The 19199-nt window shown below is 40.8% G+C and carries 23 protein-coding genes, 1 pseudogene and 2 riboswitches; of the genes and pseudogenes, 16 read left to right on the forward strand and 8 right to left on the reverse strand.

Going from position 1 to position 19199, the window contains the following annotated elements:
* Nucleotides 1-171 precede the first annotated feature (171 nt).
* From WMZ97_RS08205 to WMZ97_RS08220, 4 genes are all read left to right on the forward strand, one after another.
* The gene (locus WMZ97_RS08205; protein WP_343271594.1) at nucleotides 172-942 is read left to right on the forward strand and encodes an arginase family protein; all 771 of its coding nucleotides are present in this window, start codon (nucleotides 172-174) and stop codon (nucleotides 940-942) included.
* A 125-nt stretch (nucleotides 943-1067) separates the two neighbouring features.
* Nucleotides 1068-1391: a PadR family transcriptional regulator gene (locus WMZ97_RS08210; RefSeq protein WP_343271688.1), complete on the forward strand. Its 324-nt coding sequence runs from the start codon at nucleotides 1068-1070 to the stop codon at nucleotides 1389-1391.
* Nucleotides 1384-1944, forward strand: coding sequence for an HAAS signaling domain-containing protein (locus WMZ97_RS08215; protein ID WP_343271595.1), 561 nt, complete (start codon nucleotides 1384-1386; stop codon nucleotides 1942-1944). The genes WMZ97_RS08210 and WMZ97_RS08215 overlap by 8 nt, the downstream gene beginning before the upstream one ends.
* Nucleotides 1937-2857: a DUF4097 family beta strand repeat-containing protein gene (locus WMZ97_RS08220; RefSeq protein ID WP_343271596.1), complete on the forward strand. Its 921-nt coding sequence runs from the start codon at nucleotides 1937-1939 to the stop codon at nucleotides 2855-2857. The genes WMZ97_RS08215 and WMZ97_RS08220 overlap by 8 nt, the downstream gene beginning before the upstream one ends.
* 329 nt (nucleotides 2858-3186) lie before the next feature.
* Here the strand turns inward: WMZ97_RS08220 and WMZ97_RS08225 are convergent, their stop codons facing one another.
* Nucleotides 3187-3834: a pentapeptide repeat-containing protein gene (locus tag WMZ97_RS08225; RefSeq protein WP_343271597.1), complete on the reverse strand. Its 648-nt coding sequence runs from the start codon at nucleotides 3832-3834 to the stop codon at nucleotides 3187-3189.
* Between the two features lie 144 nt (nucleotides 3835-3978).
* Here WMZ97_RS08225 and WMZ97_RS08230 point away from each other — a divergent pair, with 144 nt between their 5' ends.
* The 4 genes from WMZ97_RS08230 (at nucleotide 3979) to WMZ97_RS08245 (ending at nucleotide 5847) form a co-directional block, all read left to right on the forward strand.
* Entirely contained in the window at nucleotides 3979-4908 is a 930-nt protein-coding gene (locus WMZ97_RS08230) for a S66 peptidase family protein (protein ID WP_343271598.1), read from the forward strand.
* A gap of 79 nt (nucleotides 4909-4987) precedes the next feature.
* Nucleotides 4988-5335 (forward strand): DUF6176 family protein, encoded by a 348-nt coding sequence (locus WMZ97_RS08235; protein WP_343271599.1) that lies wholly within the window; start codon nucleotides 4988-4990, stop codon nucleotides 5333-5335.
* A 37-nt stretch (nucleotides 5336-5372) separates the two neighbouring features.
* Nucleotides 5373-5549: an NUDIX hydrolase gene (locus WMZ97_RS08240; RefSeq protein WP_343271600.1), complete on the forward strand. Its 177-nt coding sequence runs from the start codon at nucleotides 5373-5375 to the stop codon at nucleotides 5547-5549.
* Nucleotides 5550-5634: 85 nt separating this feature from the next.
* Nucleotides 5635-5847, forward strand: a complete 213-nt coding sequence (locus WMZ97_RS08245; protein WP_343271689.1) for an NUDIX hydrolase — start codon at nucleotides 5635-5637, stop codon at nucleotides 5845-5847.
* Between the two features lie 25 nt (nucleotides 5848-5872).
* On the opposite strand, the gene WMZ97_RS08250 is transcribed toward WMZ97_RS08245, so the two are convergent.
* Together WMZ97_RS08250 and WMZ97_RS08255 are read right to left on the reverse strand one after the other, a co-directional pair.
* A complete protein-coding gene (locus tag WMZ97_RS08250) occupies nucleotides 5873-6463 on the reverse strand; it encodes a hypothetical protein (protein WP_343271601.1) in 591 nt (196 codons plus the stop codon).
* 277 nt (nucleotides 6464-6740) lie between these two features.
* Nucleotides 6741-7232, reverse strand: a complete 492-nt coding sequence (locus WMZ97_RS08255; protein WP_343271602.1) for a QueT transporter family protein — start codon at nucleotides 7230-7232, stop codon at nucleotides 6741-6743.
* A 7-nt stretch (nucleotides 7233-7239) separates the two neighbouring features.
* A riboswitch (PreQ1 riboswitch) is annotated at nucleotides 7240-7284 on the reverse strand.
* Between the two features lie 146 nt (nucleotides 7285-7430).
* On the opposite strand from WMZ97_RS08255, the gene WMZ97_RS08260 reads away from it, so the two are divergent.
* Nucleotides 7431-8027 (forward strand): lysophospholipid acyltransferase family protein, encoded by a 597-nt coding sequence (locus WMZ97_RS08260; protein WP_343271603.1) that lies wholly within the window; start codon nucleotides 7431-7433, stop codon nucleotides 8025-8027.
* Nucleotides 8028-8442: 415 nt separating this feature from the next.
* Here the strand turns inward: WMZ97_RS08260 and WMZ97_RS08265 are convergent, their stop codons facing one another.
* The 3 genes from WMZ97_RS08265 to WMZ97_RS08275 form a co-directional block, all read right to left on the reverse strand.
* A complete protein-coding gene (locus tag WMZ97_RS08265; protein ID WP_343271604.1) occupies nucleotides 8443-9195 on the reverse strand; it encodes a TerC family protein in 753 nt (250 codons plus the stop codon).
* Nucleotides 9196-9557: 362 nt separating this feature from the next.
* Nucleotides 9558-10325, reverse strand: coding sequence for a DUF3891 family protein (locus WMZ97_RS08270; protein WP_343271605.1), 768 nt, complete (start codon nucleotides 10323-10325; stop codon nucleotides 9558-9560).
* 97 nt (nucleotides 10326-10422) lie between these two features.
* Nucleotides 10423-12024, reverse strand: a complete 1602-nt coding sequence (locus tag WMZ97_RS08275; protein WP_343271606.1) for a catalase — start codon at nucleotides 12022-12024, stop codon at nucleotides 10423-10425.
* Between the two features lie 478 nt (nucleotides 12025-12502).
* On the opposite strand from WMZ97_RS08275, the gene WMZ97_RS08280 reads away from it, so the two are divergent.
* From WMZ97_RS08280 to WMZ97_RS08295, 4 genes are all read left to right on the forward strand, one after another.
* Nucleotides 12503-13051, forward strand: a complete 549-nt coding sequence (locus tag WMZ97_RS08280; RefSeq protein ID WP_343271607.1) for a LemA family protein — start codon at nucleotides 12503-12505, stop codon at nucleotides 13049-13051.
* Nucleotides 13052-13063: 12 nt separating this feature from the next.
* Nucleotides 13064-13951: a zinc metalloprotease HtpX gene (gene htpX / locus WMZ97_RS08285; RefSeq protein WP_343271690.1), complete on the forward strand. Its 888-nt coding sequence runs from the start codon at nucleotides 13064-13066 to the stop codon at nucleotides 13949-13951.
* Between the two features lie 127 nt (nucleotides 13952-14078).
* On the forward strand, nucleotides 14079-15491 hold the full coding sequence (locus tag WMZ97_RS08290; protein ID WP_343271608.1) for a LysM peptidoglycan-binding domain-containing protein: 1413 nt from the start codon (nucleotides 14079-14081) through the stop codon (nucleotides 15489-15491).
* A 100-nt stretch (nucleotides 15492-15591) separates the two neighbouring features.
* A riboswitch (cobalamin riboswitch) is annotated at nucleotides 15592-15765 on the forward strand.
* Between the two features lie 126 nt (nucleotides 15766-15891).
* Complete coding sequence (locus WMZ97_RS08295; RefSeq protein WP_343271609.1) at nucleotides 15892-16362, forward strand: acyl-CoA thioesterase; 471 nt, start codon at nucleotides 15892-15894, stop codon at nucleotides 16360-16362.
* A gap of 81 nt (nucleotides 16363-16443) precedes the next feature.
* Here the strand turns inward: WMZ97_RS08295 and WMZ97_RS08300 are convergent, their stop codons facing one another.
* Nucleotides 16444-16890 carry a YaiI/YqxD family protein gene (locus WMZ97_RS08300; protein WP_343271610.1) on the reverse strand — a complete coding sequence of 149 codons (447 nt, stop codon included), beginning with the start codon at nucleotides 16888-16890 and terminating at the stop codon, nucleotides 16444-16446.
* 434 nt (nucleotides 16891-17324) lie between these two features.
* Here WMZ97_RS08300 and WMZ97_RS08305 point away from each other — a divergent pair, with 434 nt between their 5' ends.
* The 3 genes and pseudogenes from WMZ97_RS08305 to WMZ97_RS08315 form a co-directional block, all read left to right on the forward strand.
* Nucleotides 17325-17831, forward strand: coding sequence for a GNAT family N-acetyltransferase (locus tag WMZ97_RS08305; protein WP_343271611.1), 507 nt, complete (start codon nucleotides 17325-17327; stop codon nucleotides 17829-17831).
* A gap of 3 nt (nucleotides 17832-17834) precedes the next feature.
* A complete protein-coding gene (locus WMZ97_RS08310) occupies nucleotides 17835-17999 on the forward strand; it encodes a GNAT family N-acetyltransferase (RefSeq protein WP_343271612.1) in 165 nt (54 codons plus the stop codon).
* A gap of 213 nt (nucleotides 18000-18212) precedes the next feature.
* A pseudogene (locus WMZ97_RS08315) lies at nucleotides 18213-18554 on the forward strand (N-acetyltransferase family protein); the annotation flags it as partial.
* Nucleotides 18555-18589: 35 nt separating this feature from the next.
* On the opposite strand, the gene WMZ97_RS08320 reads toward WMZ97_RS08315, so the two are convergent.
* Nucleotides 18590-19195 carry an alpha/beta hydrolase gene (locus tag WMZ97_RS08320; RefSeq protein ID WP_343271613.1) on the reverse strand — a complete coding sequence of 202 codons (606 nt, stop codon included), beginning with the start codon at nucleotides 19193-19195 and terminating at the stop codon, nucleotides 18590-18592.
* Between the last annotated feature and the right edge of the window lie 4 nt (nucleotides 19196-19199).

Genomic DNA, 19199 nt, shown 5'->3' on the forward strand with positions numbered 1-19199 from the left:
CGTTGATTAGCATCCGAAATTGTTGAAGCATAGGTATCATGGTCGGACGCTTTATGCGTGATGATCCTTATCTATTTCAATCCGTCAAGAGCATTTTAGTTGATATATTTGCCTAAATGATTGATTATTATAATAATAGCATATAGTTGTTAAATAGGAGATGTCCGATTTATGGAACGTCATATTACCGTATTGGATTTTGACCAAACATATTCTAGGCAATCATTTCTTCATAAAAGTTGTCGGTGGATTGACTTGCAGGAAATGTCAGGCACCAATCTGTTTTGTGAACGGGATACGTTGTTTCATATTTCACAACAGCTAAAACAGCATACAAATCCGATAACCTTGCTTGGGAGTGGGAACTATCATTATGTTTCCTTTCTATTATTATCACAGCTTCAAGCCCCGTTTACATTAATCTTGTTCGACCATCATACCGATATGCTTCCCAGTCCAAATGAATCCCTGATGTCATGTGGTTCATGGGTGTATGATTCGCTCCAACACCTTCCCTTCCTAAAGAAAATCATTTTAATTGGCGTAAGCAACGATTGGCAGCAACACGTACCATCTTCTGTTGTCGAGAAAGTAATTGCATTTTCTGAGAAAACCCTTCATCAAGACAGCGCAGCACTTGGCACATCCATTATCCAACAAATACAGACAGAAAACGTTTATATAAGTATTGATAAAGATGTGCTTGACCCAAGTGAAGCCATTACAGCATGGGATCATGGTACGTTACGACTTAATCAGCTTAGGGAAATAGTTCATGAGACGATGCAGCAAAGGGAAGTCTTGGGAATTGATATATGTGGAGAATATCCGGTAACACCTACAAATGAATACAGCAAGCAAACCAGAGAAGCGATAAGGAGGAACAATGCAGCAAATCATTTTATTCTTGAATCCATAAAAGAAACCGTACATCGATTTTGAGATTCTTTACGGTTTTTTTACTAACATAAATTTTACCAACTACCTTGCAATAAACAGTACTATGTGTTAAATTATTTATTAACAGGTACTATTCATTATAAGGTAGTGAAAATGGGGTGAGAATGATGAATGTGCAATTTAAAAAAGGGATTTTGGAAATCTGTGTGCTCGTGTTATTGGAAAAGAAGGATTGCTACGGGTATGAACTGGTGCAACGAATCTCAGATAAAATTGAAATATCAGAGGGCTCAATTTATCCGCTGTTAAGAAGATTAACAAAGGAAAAGTATTTTACGACGTATTTACAGGAATCTTCCGAGGGCCCGTCACGTAAGTATTACAAATTGACGTCGCAGGGAAAGGACTACCTTCATGAACAGATGGAAGAGTGGCGGGAGTTTACCAATGCCGTGAACGAATTGATAGAGGAAGGTGAAAGAGATGACTGAAAAACAATTTATGGAACAGTTGAATACAGCCTTAACTGGTCTCTCAACAGATGAGCGGCAAGATATTCTACAGGATTACCAGGAGCATTTCGAACTTGGGAAGCAAGAAGGGAAAACGGAGGAGGCAATTGCTGAGGCACTTGGCTCACCAACGAAAATAGCGAAGGAATTGCTTGCCATGTATCATCTGGAGAAAGTAGAGACGAATGTAACAACAGGAAATGTACTACGGGCTGTCTGGGCAGGAATAGGTTTAGGTTTTTTTAATTTGGTTATTGTATTGGGTCCTTTTATAGGCCTTGTAGGAGTAGTGGCTGCGGGGTGGATTGCAAGTATATCTTTCATTTTATCACCATTGCTTGTACTTTTGAACGTTGTTATTTACCCCGGAACGTTTGTATACTTTGATTTATTTTTTGCTCTGATGTTATGCGGAATGGGTCTGTTTTTAACAATGGGGATGTATTATGTAACCTTTTACCTAACCCGTGTGTTTGTTCGGTACTTAAAATTTAATGTTTCGTTTGTGAAGGGTGGGTTGACGAATGCGTAATACAAAGCGGTTGGCTTTTTTGGGCGGAATCTTATTGATCGTGGGCTTGGCTGGAATGTTTTTCACCTATTCTTCGGCATTTGAAACGGATCCAATTACGAAAGAAAAGTCGGTTGACGGTAAATTTACGTCACTTGATGTGCAAACAGATGATGCTACTGTGAAGATTGTACCTACGGATGAAAATACATCGAAAGTTTTATTAGAGGGGAAGCAATATAAACATCGTAATCATACTTTTTCAGTGGATATAGACAATAAAACGCTTGTTGTTAAATTAAATGACCAACAGAGTAAACTGTTTAATATTGACTTCTTTTCACCTTCTATCACGTTAACAGTCTATGTACCGCAACAACAGTATGAGTCCTTACTTGTTTCCAGTAATAATGGAAAGATAAACGTCAATCATCTGCAAGCAAGGGAAATACATGTTGCAACATCCAATGGCAGGTTACAGCTAAGCGATCTTACCGGTTCGGCACTAACAGCGGAAACGGATAATGGCCGTATTCATGGTGAACAGTTACAGATGGATAAGGTAGATATGCAATCTGATAATGGGAGAGTGGAATTACAACAAGTGACAGGATCCTCTGTTAAGGCGAGAACCAGTAATGGAAAATTAATTCTAGAGGAAGTGGATGGAGAAATTAACGGAAAAACCAATAACGGTGCTATTTCGTTGGTGACTAACCACTTAGATCAGGCAATTGAATTAACATCTGATAACGGTAGAATTGATGTCCAAACAAAAACGAAACCAACAAATACTACCATTATCGCGAATACGGACAATGGAAAAGTGAATGTATTTGGTAAATATAATGGCAGTACCGTGATCGGGGATGGAGATCATGTCGTGACGTTGACAACGGATAATGGCGGTATTACAGTCACAAGCAATAAGTAACCTGAAAATGTCAAACGAGAGCGCCTTATATAAAGGCTGACTCTCGTTTCTTTTTATCCCGCCTTAACGGGCAGTAAGACCCCCACTTCAAGATTTTGAGGTGGAACGAAAAAATAAGTGGGGGTCAACTGCACGACAAAGGTCCGATTCTGTTCTCAGCCTGCACGATGCAGGTCACAAAGGCGTTGCAACAGGATGTTACGAACTTAGCCTTTGTTCTTCTATTCAGTGGGAGAGAAAGAGCAGGCTTAAACCGTCACGTCCTTATGCCTTCGCCTGCACTAACACGTCTGAGTGCGTCGAAAACCCCCACTGAATGAAGTTTCACTTTATGTGTCCTCGCGTTCGTTAATTTTCAATCCAAGCAATCTGGCAAAGCCTATTGCTTGATCCATGGACACTGTACATCCAGCTAAATCTTCCATGGTTATATTTAGCCGCTCAAATGTACAGTTACTTAGATCGATATCCTTTAATGGAGTGTTGGCAAATGTTGCTTCGTTCAAATTGCACCGATAAAAATGAATGTTTTTAAACATGCTTTCATAAAAGTCACTCGTTTCCAGAGAGCATTCATGAAATCGTACTTGCTTCAAACGGCCAAATCGAAATGAACTAAGATTAGCCTGACAATTGAAAAATGCGACATTCCCTAAGGTAGCCTCCGACAGATCGATCCCTAACATCTTTGAGTTCTTAAATTCGACCCGATGAATAATCCCCCCGCTAAAGTCCGCATTAGATAGATCGCAGTGATCGAAAATGACATCTGTTAATTCGATGTCTCTAAATGATACAGCTTCAAATAAGACATTTTTAAATATTACTTGGTCAAAGGCTAAACGACTGGCTTCTTCTCCAGTAATCGAACAATCCTTAATCATACATGTTTTAAAAAAGGGATCCTCTGTAATAGAAAATTGTTTGATAGGCAAGTCATGCGGGATTTTTGGTTGCTGAATTGTAACTTTTTTCACGATTTCTTCCACTCCCAAGTTCATCATTCTATTCTTTAGCATGACATATGGAGGCAGGCTTAACAAGCATGTTGTATGTAACACAATCTATCGCCAATGAATACTGTAAAATGGATCTTTATTTTTAACTAGGGGGTGTCTTTGTTGGCAGCAATTAAACCACCGATACTTAAACAGGGAGATACAATTGGCATCGTTACATTGGGTAGTCCGCTTCCTGCTGATATGATCAATAGTCGAATTGAAGTAGTGAAAAGTCTAGGATTTGAGGTCGTGGTAGGTGAACATGCATATGCAGCAGACGGTTTTCTTGCTGGCAGTGATGAAGAACGTGCTTCCGATTTAATGGGCATGTTTGCCAATGATCAGGTGAAAATGATTCTGCCCACTAGGGGAGGTGTTGGTGTAGCAGGTATACTCCCGCACCTTGATTACAATCTCATTAAAAGTCACCCGAAGATTCTAACTGGATATAGCGATATTACCGTGCTGTTAAATGTGTTAGCGCAATCTGTAAACTTAATCACATTCCAAAGCCTTTTATTAATTAATTTTGCTGCTGACACGCCTGCCTATAATTTTGATCAATTTTTTGCGGCAACATCGGTACTGACCATGCAGCGGCAAATTCAAAACCCAGCATCTATTCCGCAAATTAGCAGGGTAAAAGGAAATGTAACCGGCCCGATTGTAGGAGGGAATCTAACCTCGTTTGTCGGGACGCTGGGAACAGATTATGAGATTGATACGAAAGGAAAGATCTTGCTTTTAGAGGAGACACATGAACCCATTAATACGGTATATCGGTATATGAATCAACTGAAACTAGCAGGAAAATTTGCGGATTGTATCGGGATTGTTTTGGGGCAATGTACCAATTGTCCGCCTGCGTATGGCACGTCATATGAAGACTTCATTAACGCGTTTATTGTGCCAATGGGAAAACCGCTAATGACTAATGTTGCGACCGCCCATGGCACTTATAAAGCGGCAATCCCAATTGGCGCAACCGTTAATTTGGATACGGACAATAATACGTTGACAGTGATTGAGCCTACCGTTAGTGCTACTTAGCAAGTGATTGAACGAGTGTACCAAATTATGCTAAAATTTGTAATAGAATAATTTAGAGGCAAGGAAAGGCTGAAATGGAATGAACGTAGAGCTAACAAGATTCAAAGTAAAAAAAGGAAAATCTGAGCGGGTAGATGAATGGCTGAAGTTCTTAAATAAACATATGAGTGATGTACTATTAACCCTGGAAGACGAGAAAATGTATGTGGAAACGATATTTAGAGAACATCTTAATGGAGATAAATATCTATACTGGTATTCGGTTCAAGGGGATGGTGCTCAAGATGTGGAGAAATCCCAACATTGGATCGATAAGAAGCATCTAATATACTGGGATGAATGTATTGACGATCGGGTTGCTCCAGTCGATTTGCAGCCGGAAGTAGTGATGATTCCTGAAAAGGTAAGGAGTAGTATGGAAGAATAAAATACGGATAAGATGTGTCAAAAGGGGATAACGCGGGATGGAAAAATGGGATTTGTACGATGATAAACGCCATAAAATTGGAAAGACTCATGTTCGTGGAGTTCCTCTTCCTGAGGGATGCTATCATATTGTTGTCTATGTTTGGATTCAAAACGACCATGAAGAATTATTGTTATCGAAGCGACACCCAAACAAACTGCATGGAAATATGTAGGAATGTACAGGGGGCTCTGTTTTAAGCTGGAGAAACCAGTTTTAAAGCAGCCTTAAGGGAGACCAGAGAAGAGCTGGGCCTTAAGCTGAATCCTCAAGACGGGACACTTCTCTTCAGTGAAGTTAGCAATGATTATTATGCTGACAATTGGTTGTTTAGCGCTAATGTTTCGATCGATGAACTGGTATTTCAACCTGAGGAAGTAATTGATGCAATGTGGGTCAATAAGGATACATATGAAACGTTGATTCAGGATAAAGAAATCGTACCTACATTGCATCATTTTTTTCTGCGTTAATTCACGAAGTTGGGTAGCATTTCTTTTACTGCAATTCCAAAGTGATCAGAAAAACTTTTTTGTAATTTGTAGCTTGTTGCAGATCCTTTTTGGTTTTGATATCGTGCCTAACGGTTATTTGTTTTTTATTTGAATAGACAAGGGACGCAACTATTTTTTTCTTATGAATTGGAAAAGCATCCAGCTCATTATTTGACCCGGAGGCATAATCCATAACGCTCTTGATTGGGATGGCCTCTGATTTCGCTGTAGATTGACCGTCATTGGAGATAACAGAGGAGATCCATTGTATATGGTCATCATCTGTCTGCTGCGAAATAAATAAGATGCGAAAAGGTTCGTCTGTTGAGGAGCTGACCTTTGTACTGAAATCGATGACATGACTGTTGAATTGCCCTTTTGTGTAGTAGTCAACTGTTGCATGGATTTCATTTATATTGTCATTTGCTAGATGAAGATCATATGCAAATGCCGTATCACTCATCATATCCAGCAATCCCGTTTCAAAATCTGTTAACGCAGCTTCTTTAAGTGTTGCATCCCCTTTTTGTTCACCGGAACATGCACTGAGGATAAGTAACAAACTACATAGCACCGCTAGACAAAATCGTTTCATTATACTAAGCCCTCCTTAATGATAATAGCCTGCTAGATGAAACCTAGCAGGCTATTCATTTGCTTATCCCGCCTTAACGGGCAGTAAGACCCCCACTTCAAGATTTTGAGGGGAAACAAAAAAGATAAGTGGGGGTCAACTGCCCGTAAAGGTCCGATTCTGTTCAACTAACATTCAGTGGGGGAGAAAGGGCAGGCTAAAACCGTCACGTCCTTATGCCTTCGCCTGCACTAACACGTCCTGTGCGTCGAAAACCCCCACTGAATGAAGTTTCACTTTATATTAACTTACCAAAGTGTACCTTTTTATTCAATGCATGTATAATCGGGATACCGATTGCCATGATGGTTAATTCCCCGGCGGCTGTTGTCAGCCATGTCAGCAGAAATGGAAAATGCAATATTAAGTTTAGTTCAAATGCGATGATGAACATGTTAAACGTAAAAACTAGCGTGTTCAACACCATAAGTGTAATATGATTTTTAATGTACCTTCCCAGCAGAATCGTGATCCCTAACGATAATGCTGAATGTCCTACCCCGAACAATAAATCGATCGCCCCGGTTACGGAGAAAATATTGGTTAATAGGACACCTACTACAATTCCGAAAAAATACTTTTTGTTAAAAACAACCAGGTGATTGAATATTTCTGGTATGCGGAATTGGATGTTCGAGTAGGCAAGCGGTGGAAAAATCAATAACACCATAGATACGGCAACATAAAGCGCCGCAATTACTGCGTTCACCACAAGGGTTTTGATATTCATTTGTTTTCACTCCTTAGTTTTTTATCGTGGGATGGTTACGAACCACGTGTTTGATCTAGATTACCAAACTAGTTCATTATAAATCTTTTTGAAGAAAAATCAACTGTCATATTTAGTACCAGATACTAATATCTTATGTTAAAATAAATGGTAAGCATTCAACGTAGTATCAAACTTCTAGAGAAAAGGGGAGAGTGCATGTATTACTTTGCAGCATACGTATTGAAGTTCGTATTGAGTATATTTGGCAGAATAAAAGTATACCACAAGGAGAAGTTACCGCAATCAGATGGGTATGTCATTGCCTGCACCCATACCGGTTGGGTAGATATTCTCTGGCTTGGGGTCGCTGTCCTGCCGATAAAAGTCCATTATATGGCTAAAAAAGAGTTATTTCAAAGTCGCTTTTTGCGGTGGTTAATGCAACAATTAAATGCCTTCCCAGTTGATCGTGAAAATCCTGGTCCAAGCTCGATCAAAATCCCCCGCAGGCTGTTGGCGGATGGGAAAGTTGTCGGGATATTTCCAAGTGGAACCAGGTCAAGTGAAGAAGTGCCATTGAAAAGGGGAGCAGTAACAATTGCTGGACATGCAAAAGCATCGATTGTACCAGCTGCCTACGTTGGTCCCAATAATTTTAAGGATTTATTTAAACGGACAAAGCCGCGTATTATTTTTGGGGAACCGATTGTTTTATCCAATGAGTTGCCAAAAAAAGAAGCTTTGGAAGTAATGACGAACGAACTAAACGAGGAGTTAAATAGGTTGCGTAATGAAATAACACAAGAACAATAGAATGGCAATAAGATGCTAGTGTAGTTTTCTAATTTCCATATCAAGCGATAAATAATTTTTTTGAAATTGCAAATCCCTATACCAACAAAATACGCGCCCCAAGAGCACTCCCTAAACGGCCAGAGCTGAGAATGTTTTGCTGTTCATGACAGCGATGAAGGGCTATTTAAAAACGTACTCGTATTGCTTTCATAACCCAGATGAAGTCACGAAGGCGAGAAAAAATGTTTGTTCGTGGCCTCATTGCATGGATGAAGTCACGAACGAAAATTGATTTACACAGAATATAGTACATTTCCTAAAGTTCCCCTAAACGGGCAAGAGCTCCGGATATTTAGTGGATGATGATCACAGATCCAGGTCGATTGCTCGAATTCGGTTGATGTCCTTGCGCATGCTTTGCTCGCATTTCACGCTAAACATGCTTGTTATCTACCTTGCGTCCCGACAGCAACCAGCCAAGTATAGCGATGGCAAGCAGGGTCCCCCAGAAGGTGAATTTCCATTCCGAGCTATGGGGAAAGTCTTCTGGCAGTAGACGAACACCAGGATGTGCAAGTGTGATTACCGCTAACTTGACGCCTACCCATCCAACGATTAGATAGGCTATTGTTTCCAACCCTGGTCGTTTGTCTAATAAAGTTACAAACCAACTTGCGGCAAATTTGATTAAAATCAACCCAGCAATTGCTGCGATAATAACGATAATGAATTTTCCACCGTCCATTCCACCAAATTGAGGCAACGGGGTGTCCGGCAGTGCTATTGCCAGCGCAACTGCTGCAAGGATAGAATCTATCGCAAAAGCTAAATCAGCGATACCAATTTTCCCCACAGTAGACCAAAATCCATTACCAAATGAAGGTTGTTTTTCATTTGCTGAACCGAAATAGTGACCAAGAACGTTCTTTACACTAAGATAGATCAGGTATATAGCGCCAATTGCTTGAACTTGCCATACATTGACAAGGAATGAGATAACGAACAGGGCAGCGAATCGAAATATAAACGCCCCAATAATACCATAATTAATAGCACGCTGCTTTTGGTTTTCAGGCAAATGCTTTGCGATCACCGCCAGTACGAGGGCGTTGTCGGCGGATAAGATCCCTTCTAAGCCAATTAAAATAAGTAATGTCCAACCATATTCAAACCAGATCGTTTCCAAATTGTTAGCTCCTTTACATAAAAATAGAGATCCTGCCAGTCCATGTGGCAAGACCTCTATTTCTACAAAACAAGGCCTTTACCACATGGGCAAAGGTCTTGCTAACAACGTTGAAGGTTGCCAGTAAAGCCGAGGGTTTTTCCCTGTAATGACGGCTATACTGTAAAGATGATGTTCTAAAGTCCGGCAAGGCATCAAATCTATTGAACCTTTTTAAAACATCATACTTTAAAGCTACTCCCCTTTGAAATCTATCTTTATTTAATCATTTTACGTGCGATCCGTCAATATATTTATTAAAAATTATTCATTCTACGAACAAAATAGAAGCATGGCTTGCTCTGACATAAACCAATCTAAGGCTACATACGAACGAGTTGAACTGTCCGTTTTTCAAACGGTGCCGATTGATAGCTTTTCAATAACCCGTTTTTGGAAACAGCAGCCTTAGAAATTACTTTTTGTTTTACGTTAAGATTAACAGGCTTATCAAAAGGGAATAGTTGCATCTGGATAGTGTGCTCATCCTGCCAATTCAATTTTGCTTTCTCTTGATTGAAAAAATGAAAAGATGCTGGAACCGGAAGCCCCTTTTTGAAAAATGATTGCTCCTCTTGTTTTGTAACCCCGGGGTCATTTAAACAAATATACAAGGAAATATTATCGCAAAATTGCAGGACTGCATAATGAAAATCATAGTTTTCCTGATCAAATTGGACCGCTGCTTCTATCATGTGGTGCTGACGTGCTTCTTCTTGCTGAACAAACGCTTGGGCAGCAGGTAATTCATTGTTTTTAAGAAAACGGGTATAGTGCCGACTGCATAACAAGCCTGCATACGTGTCATGAAGTGCTACTTCTTCAATGCCATGTTTATAAAAAACGGTTTTTGGAAGTGTAGGAAAATCAATGAATGTATATGGTGTGTTTTTCTGATCGTTCCAAAAAGGTTGTTGATCAAGCAGTTTCCAACCCAGATCATGATTGGAAACCGCATATTCAACTGATTTTCTACGATCATGACCGATAAAAAGAGAATCCTTCCATGCTGCTGCTAATTCACCTGATATATGGGCATGGTTGTCTTGTTCGATCATAATATACGCTTGGTCGTGTTCTCGTACAATCACAAGCATTCACCCTTTCCTTTGGTACAGGTTTCTTTTAAGACTACCATTACCCATATCAGGTTTCCAAGCAGGTTGTTTAACTAAAATTTGGTGGCCTTTAATAAGGCTCTGCATCATGCCCTTTATCAATTGCTTGCTCAGGTGCTTTTTCGCTGTCCTTATTTCCAAGTGGATTTTGACTGGTTCCATCTTTTGCAGCATTTATAAGACCTTCGCGCAGGCGGCGACCATATTCTTCATCGGCCTCTTCGGCGAGTGCGATCATTTTATCTTGTATCCGTTGATCACACTCCGATAGATCACCGATAAGATTGCCAATTAATTCATCACGCTCCCAATCCTCAAACCGGCGGTACGTTTCGCCAGCTTGCTTTGTATTGCTTGTTCGATCAATGGATTCGCGAACCAGATTGCCTTCAACCTTAGGCGTGTATTCTTTTCCGGTCTGTTCTGCTTCCTCTAACCCGCCTAAAATGGATGGTTCATAATTCACATGTGGATTTTGGTTGGAACCACGATCCGTTTCATGTCGCAAATATCCACCTTCTTGATTCGTGGCTACCCGTTTTTTTGCGGCATTAACCGGTAATTGCAAATAATTTCCTCCCACCCGGTAACGCTGGGTATCGGAATAGGAGAATGTCCGTCCTTGCAGCATTTTATCATCAGAGAAGTCTAGACCATCAACCAGTACTCCTGTGCCAAATGCTGCTTGTTCCACTTCATTATGAAAATTGTCAGGATTTTTATTCAACACCATTTTTCCAATTGGAAGCCATGGAAATTGATCCTCCGGCCACAGCTTTGTATCATCAAGTGGGTCAAAGTCCAATTCTGGATGTGGACCGTCTTCCATGATTTGTACGAACAGCTCCCATTCTGGATAGTCTCCATGTTCAATCGCATCGTACAGATCCTGGGTTGCATGATTGAAGTTGGTTGCTTGTATTTCATTGGCCTCTTTAACGGTAAGGTTTTTAATTCCTTGTTTTGGCTCCCAGTGATATTTAACGAGTACAGCTTTTCCATCCTGATTTACCCACTTGTACGTATTAACACCTGACCCTTGCATCATTCGATAGTTTGCCGGAATCCCCCAAGGTGAATAAATAAACGTAACCATATGAAAGCTTTCCGGAGAGTTTGCACAAAAGTCGAAGAAACGTTGACTATCTTGAATGTTTGTTACTGGATCGGGTCGAAAAGCATGGATCATATCAGGGAATTTCATGGCATCACGAATAAAAAAGATTTTTATGTTATTGCCAACTAAATCCCAATTTCCGTCTTCTGTGTAAAATTTCACCGCAAAGCCACGCGGATCGCGAAGTGTTTCCGGGGAATGCTTTCCATGGACAACCGTAGAGAAACGGACAAATACGGGAGTTTGTTTCCCTTTTTCCTGAAAAACCTTGGCTCTTGTATACGTAGAAATCGGTTCCTCACCAACCGATCCGTACGTTTCAAAATAGCCATGCGCCCCAGCTCCTCGTGCATGAACAATGCGTTCCGGAACTTTTTCCCGGTCAAAGTGGCTGATTTTTTCAATAAAGTCATAGTTCTCCAGTGTGGCAGGTCCTCGATTTCCGATCGTACGAATGTTTTGGTTATTGGTAACGGGGTGTCCTTGTCGATTGGTCAATGTGTCTTCAGTTTCAATATTGGTTTGCTGGTTTTGTTGTGATTGATCATCAGGCATTTTTACCATCCTTTTTTATTTTTTAGTTAAACTGCCTTCTTACGTTATCCTTATAAACGAAAATCATCCTCATTTTAAGAGCCTTAAATTATGAGTCAAAAGAACTGTATTTCACAAAGATTGGGGTTAAACTTGCTTCTTTGTAATAGGATGAAGAACAAGGGCGCAAATATCTGGACCAAGGAATGCCGACTAGGTTAAGCCTTGTCGCATAGACGATGAAGTTAGCTGCTTCTTTTTTATTTCGCAATAAGATAAAGGAAACATACTCTTTCAACAGGGATATATCGAGATGTTTTGTGTTTTTTTTAAATGTGTCGTTCTCGCTGATATTGTGCATGTGTTATACTTAATATAGAGGAGCATATACTTTATAATAATTTGTTTATGAGTCGATTAAGGTTTCCCACTTGCCCCGATATGAATTGAGAAAATATGTGTGATGTCTAGAAATAATATCTTAGAAAGGATGAAAGAAATGATAGCAACGATTATTATCATTGCCATTGTGGTCATCATTTTATTGTTTACCATCGTTTCCTATAACGGTTTGATCAAATACCGAAATTGGGTACAAGAGGCGTGGAGCCAAATTGATGTGCAATTAAAACGGCGTCACGACCTTATTCCCAACCTTGTCAACACTGTTAAGGGATACGCTAAACATGAGAAAGAAACATTGGAAAAAGTAGTACAGGCACGAAGTCAACTAGTGAATGGTACACCACAGGAGCGAATTGACGCAGATAACCAAATTCAGGGAGCGCTTAAATCGATTTTTGCGTTATCCGAATCTTATCCTGATTTAAAAGCAAACCAGAATTTCCTTAACCTGCAGGAAGAGCTGACGACGACGGAAAATAAAGTAGCTTATTCACGGCAGCTATACAATAAAACGGTCGCTGATTACAATATTAAGCGTGAATCCTTCCCGACCAATATATTAGCAGGGATGTTTAACTTTCACAGGGAAGAACAGCTATCCATTCCGGAAGCAGATCGTGAAGTACCTAATGTAACGTTTTAATGGGGGAAAATGATGCTCTATAAACAAATTTTACAAAATAAGAGAAAAACGATTCTGCTTATTACGGTGTTCAGTGTGCTTGTATTAGCGATTGGCTGGGCGATCGGATATTTATTTAATAATGATTTCTGGTCAGGAATAATCATTGCGGCAATCATTCTAGCATTCTACGTACCAGTTACGTATTTTTCCGCCACGTCACAGGTATTAACAATGTCTGGTGCGCAAGAAATAAAACGTGAAGATAATCCAATGCTGTTTGATGTGGTGGAAGAATTATCAGTGGCCGCTAGAATTCCAATGCCTAAAGTATATGTTGTGAATGACCCGGCGCCAAATGCATTTGCCACAGGAATCAAACCGGAAAAAGGTGCTGTGGCGTTTACAACAGGTTTGCTTGAGAGATTAAATCGGGAGGAACTTTCCGGAGTAGCAGCGCATGAAATCTCGCATATTCGCAATTACGACATCCGCTTAATGACAATTTGTATTGCGCTGGTTGGCGTCATTGTTTTGATTGCTCATTTTGGGTCACGTATGTTGTTTTTCAGTGGGGGCAGACGAAGTGGGAATAAGAAATCCAATCCAGCTTTAATGATCATTGCCCTTGTATTCGTTATTCTGGCACCGATCGCCGCGCAATTTGTCCAACTGGCGGTATCCAGAAATCGGGAGTACCTGGCCGATGCCTCCGCAGTTGAACTAACCCGTAATCCAACTGGACTAATCCATGCGCTACAGAAAATAAGTCAAGATTCACGAGATGTTAAAAATGCGAAAGAGGCTACGGCATCCATGTATATTTCGCGTCCACTGGGAAGTAAACGTAAAAAACGTGGTAGCTTATGGGCGACACATCCACCGATGGAGAGTCGTATTGAACGTTTGGAAAATATGTAACATAAAGGAGTCTCCTGTATATCACGGGAGACTTTTTTAAAAGGTTTGATAAGCATTGATTATTATTAACAGGACAGTTACCCCCTGAATAGCATGGATATAGAAATGAACATTGGAGGAAAAGAAAATGCAAATTCATGTTGTTAGGCGGGGGGAAACGTTATGGCAAATCGTCCAGCGCTATGGATCAAACCTTAATCAAATGGTATTGGTTAATCAGCTGGATGATCCGAATACATTAGTGGTCGGCCAAACATTGGTTGTTCCAAATCCAAACCGTGAGTATGTTGTTCAGCCTGGTGATCAATTAGGCTCGATTGCAAGTCGTTATGGGGTGTCGGTTCAAGAACTGGCAGCCGCGAATAATATTACAGATCCCTCAATACTTTATGTTGGGGAAATGCTTGTTATTCCATACGTGCAATATGTGATTCAATCAGGTGATACACTAGGCTCGATTGCGAGTCGTCATGATGTAACGATAAATCTACTCATGAAAGCGAACCAATTAACAGAGTCATCCGTATTGCATCCGGGTCAACGGCTGAGGATTCCGGTAGGCGCCCGGCCAATAATGGAGATTAATGCGTACAGTACGCATATCAATCAACAAGGAAAGGATGAAGTGCTTGTTCTGGGAAGGAATTTCACCTATCTTTCCCCATTTATGTATAGTGTAAAGTCAGATGGGACCATCACAAGCATGCAGGAGACGGGTTTGCTGGAAGCAGCCAGAGCCCATCAAGTGGCTCCTCTACTGGTATTAACGAACTTCTCAGGTGGGAACTTCAATTCCGATTTGGCTGCAACCATTTTCCGGAATCCAAATCTGCAGGAAACATTGATCACCAATTTACTGAAAAAAATTCAATCGAAGGGATATGCAGGGGTTAATTTTGACTTTGAATATGTTTACCCGGAGGATCGGGATAATTATACCGCTTTTTTACGACGCGTTGTCGCTCGGTTTCATCCTGAAGGATTGCTTGTATCGACAGCGTTAGCCCCTAAGGTTAAGGAAGAACAGCAGGGATTGCTTTACGAAGCGCACGATTATGGTGCCCATGGAAAAATAGTAGATTTCGTTATACTTATGACCTATGAATGGGGTTGGGCAGGTGGCGAACCGTGGGCTATTGCACCGATTAATATGGTCCGGGAGGTGTTGGACTACGCTGTTACGGTCATTCCGCGTAACAAAATCATGATGGGGATCCCGTTATATGGCCGTGATTGGAAGATCCCATGGCAACAAGGAACAACAGCTCGAACGGTCAGTCCATACGAGGCTGTTCAATTGGCCGGCCAATATGGTGCAGAAATTCAATATAATACAACGTATCAGGCTCCATTTTTCCGGTACACGGATAACAATGGCCAGCAGCATGAAGTATGGTTCGAGGATGCTCGAAGTATGCAGGCAAAGTATGATGTAATGAAAGCGTATGGGTTACGAGGCGGTAGTTACTGGGTACTGGGAAACCAGTTCCCGCAAAATTGGGCAGTATTAGAAGATAATTTTGTGGTCCGGAAGCTTTAACTGCAACATTCGACGAAGACACTTCTATAAAAAAAGGGTGTCTTATTTTTCATCTAAAAAATTGACGTCTTCATAGCATAACATGGTATACTGAATGAAATGGAATATATTGCTTTATGGTGACTTGTATAAGTTGAAAAGGGAAGCTGATGAAAATTCAGCGCGGTCCCGTCACTGTGATGAGGAGAATCTTTTTAAACCACTGTTTTTTAATGGGAAGGAAAAAGATTTGATGATCCAAAGCCAGGAGACCTGCCATAGGGAAGAGCATTTTTAACCTACGGGAAATAGGAGAATGTTACGAGATAATGCGATTTTTATATAATGAACGCTTATCTTTGTGCTGCGTTTAACATCTTCTTAGTAGAAGGTGTTTTTTATTTTAGGAGGAACAAATAATATGAAACAAATAGCGATTGGGGATTCCAAGACGATTCAGACGCGATTGGTACTTCCCCCTGATACCAATCACCTAAATACAATATTTGGTGGAAAAATATTAGCGTATATTGATGAATTAGCAGCATTAACCGCAATGAAACATGCAAATAGTGTAGTGGTGACAGCTTCTATTGATTCTGTTGATTTTCTGTCACCAGCTAAGGCGGGAGATTCATTAATATTAGAAGCAATGGTAACTTATACGGGAACCAGCTCTATGGAGGTTTATGTCAAGGTGCATGCTCATGATCTGATCAAGGATGAACGACGGTTAACAACGGAATCGTTTTTGACAATGGTTGCAGTCGATGAAAAGGGAGAACCAATTCCAGTACCAAGTGTTTTTCCCGAAACAGAGGAAGAGGGACAATTATTTCGATCCACTCCTTCAAGAAAGGAACATCGCAAGCATCGGGCAGCTATTCGTTAGGATGTGTTTTTTTGCTTGTTTGGAAAAGATTGCTTGCTTGATCAAAGTTTTGGTTCGTTTACTTGAAAAAATAGCGGTCGGTTACCTGTTTTGTTCGATGATGACTTTAAACGTTTCTCTGAATTTTTTCTCATCTTCTGCTGTAAAAGCTTTTGGCCCCTTTGTTCGTTTGCCGCTTTTTCTAGCCATGGCACTAGCGTAGCGGGTTTGTAGGAGTTGGTCAATGTTTTCATTAGTATAAACAAATCCTTTATGATGGAGGACAAGACAGCCCTTTGCCAGTCCGAGTGAAGCTAGTCCATAATCTTGGGTGACGATAATGTCGCCGCTTCTCGCTAACCGCATAATCCGGTAATCGGCTGCATCGGCTCCAGTATCCACGTAAATTGTTTCCACTCCTTGTGGTTGTTCGCTGTTGGAAAAATGGGCAAAGCTTTTTACAAGTACAACAGGGATCTGGTTGTCTTTGGCAATAGAAATGATGGAATCCTTAACAGGACAGGCATCTGCGTCTACGTACACGTTCATGTTTTTTCCACTCCTGTTCAGTAAGACAAAAGAAATAGTGGGTAGTTTGTATAAAACCAACTTGTTGACATGTTTATCATATAAAGGGTATGATATGACTATAATAGTGGTGAGGAAGGGGATTACCCCCTAACCTCTGGTGTTTTTGGAATCCTTATCCGGTTGGCACGGAGAAGGATTCTTTTCTTTTCGACTATATAAGTCTCGGTACGTTGTTACTATCGCACCAATAGCTGATGCAATAAGACTTATGATAGCCGTCAGAAGTAAAATCTTATCCACTTTTACACCCCCTTTCATTAAGGGGTAGGGCATATCATACCCTGCTTATTAATCTAATGTATTTTATTAGCGAAATCAATGGAAATGTATTGTGAATAATGAAAAAGGTATAGCAACCATAAACATATATGCTGATGCGAGGTGGAAGTGTGATGCGATTAGAACGGCCGTCGTTAAAATGGAAACAGGAACATGAAAGCTATGTAAAAGAATGGGGGCCTGAACGAATGGTTCCCAGTAGCTTTAATTTGTCTGGCTATGATACATATGGGGCATATTTAGAGGCGTTAGCGGCAAGGGAAAGTGGTGCTGGAAAATGGCTGCCAAGTACGAATTATTTTTTGATTGATGACCATGAACGAATGGTTGCAATGGTCGATATTCGTCACGAACTTAATGAATTTCTTTACAATGTGGGTGGTCATATTGGATATAGTACACGTCCATCCGAACGAAACAAGGGCTATGCAACATTCATTCTGAAAGAGGCATTGAAAAAGTGCCGGGAATTAGGTATTGATCGCGTGTTGGTAACATGTGATGAAGACAATGTTGGATCGGCCAAAGTTATTATCAATAATGGCGGTATAGAAGACGCATCTTATCAGGATACAGATGGAACGGTAAAACGTAGATTTTGGATTGAAACTGAGGGATAAAAAATGGAAAAGACAATAGTAATCGAAAACATGCTTGCATCCGATTGGGAGCAGGTTCGACATATCTATGTGGAAGGTATTCATACCGGTAATGCCACGTTCGATACAGAAGCGCCGTCATGGCAGGAATGGGACCAGAACCATTTATCCCGCCTTAACGGACAGTAAGGCCACCACTTCAAGATTTTGAGATGAAACTAAAAAAGATAAGTGGGGGTCAACTGCCCGTAAAGGTCCGATTCTGTTCAACTAACATTCAGTGGGGGAGAAAGGGCAGGCTAAAACCGTCACGTCCTTATACCTTTGCCTGCACTAGCACGTCATGTGCGTCGAAACCCCCCCACTGAATGAAGTTTCACTTTATCAAATTGCCGGCTAGTTGTACGTGATGGTGACGAGATTATTGGTTGGGCTGCATTAAGTCCTGTGTCCAATCGGCGTGCCTATGCCGGGGTGGCTGAAGCGAGTATTTATATTAGCCGAAAGTCTGCAGGTCAAGGTATCGGGAACAGACTATTAAAAGCATTGATCGAAGCGAGTGAAGCAAACGGATACTGGACATTGCAGGCAGGGATTTTTCCCGAAAACAAGGCTAGTATGCAACTGCATGCGAAGTTCGGTTTTCAACATATTGGAAATCGTGAGCGAATTGGCAAGCTTAATGGAGTATGGCGGGATGTAGCTATCTTAGAACGAAGAAGCAGTATTATAGGTGTAGATTAATCAAGACGGGAAACCAAACAAGGCTCCCCGTCTTTTCATTTTAGGTTATGATACCATTGTTCAGCAGCTTCCACTTCTTCAAAGATTAATTGATGCCCTTTGTTGCTCCAATAGATGTCAACGGAAGCATTTGCGGTCTCAAGCAAGGAATAAAGCTCTTTGGATTCTTCTGATGAACAAATGGGATCATTGGTTCCTGCAGTAATGAATACATGTTTACCGGATAGATCCGGTAGCTCCATTCCCCTTCTTGGAACCATTGGGTGGTGCAAAATAGCACCCTGTAATGCATTTTGATAATGGAATAGAAGACTAGCGGCAATATTAGCTCCATTGGAATAGCCGATTGCAATGATACGATTGCGATCAAAGTTGTATTCTTCTGCAGCTTGATCGAGAAACACATTTAATTCTTCTGTGCGAAAAATCAAGTCCTCCTCATCAAATACCCCTTCTGCAAGCCTGCGAAAGAACCGTGGCATTCCGTTTTCCTGCACATTTCCCCGCACGCTTAGAATATTTGCTTCCTGATCTATCTTTTTAGCAAGCGGAAGCAGGTCCTGTTCTGTTCCTCCAGTTCCGTGAAGAAGTAGTAATGTGGGTTTTGCTGGATTGTTTCCTTTTTGAAATAGATGTTTCATGTGA

The organism is Lentibacillus songyuanensis (assembly GCF_039548255.1).
GTDB classification, from domain to species: Bacteria; Bacillota; Bacilli; order Bacillales; family Amphibacillaceae; genus Lentibacillus_C; species Lentibacillus_C songyuanensis.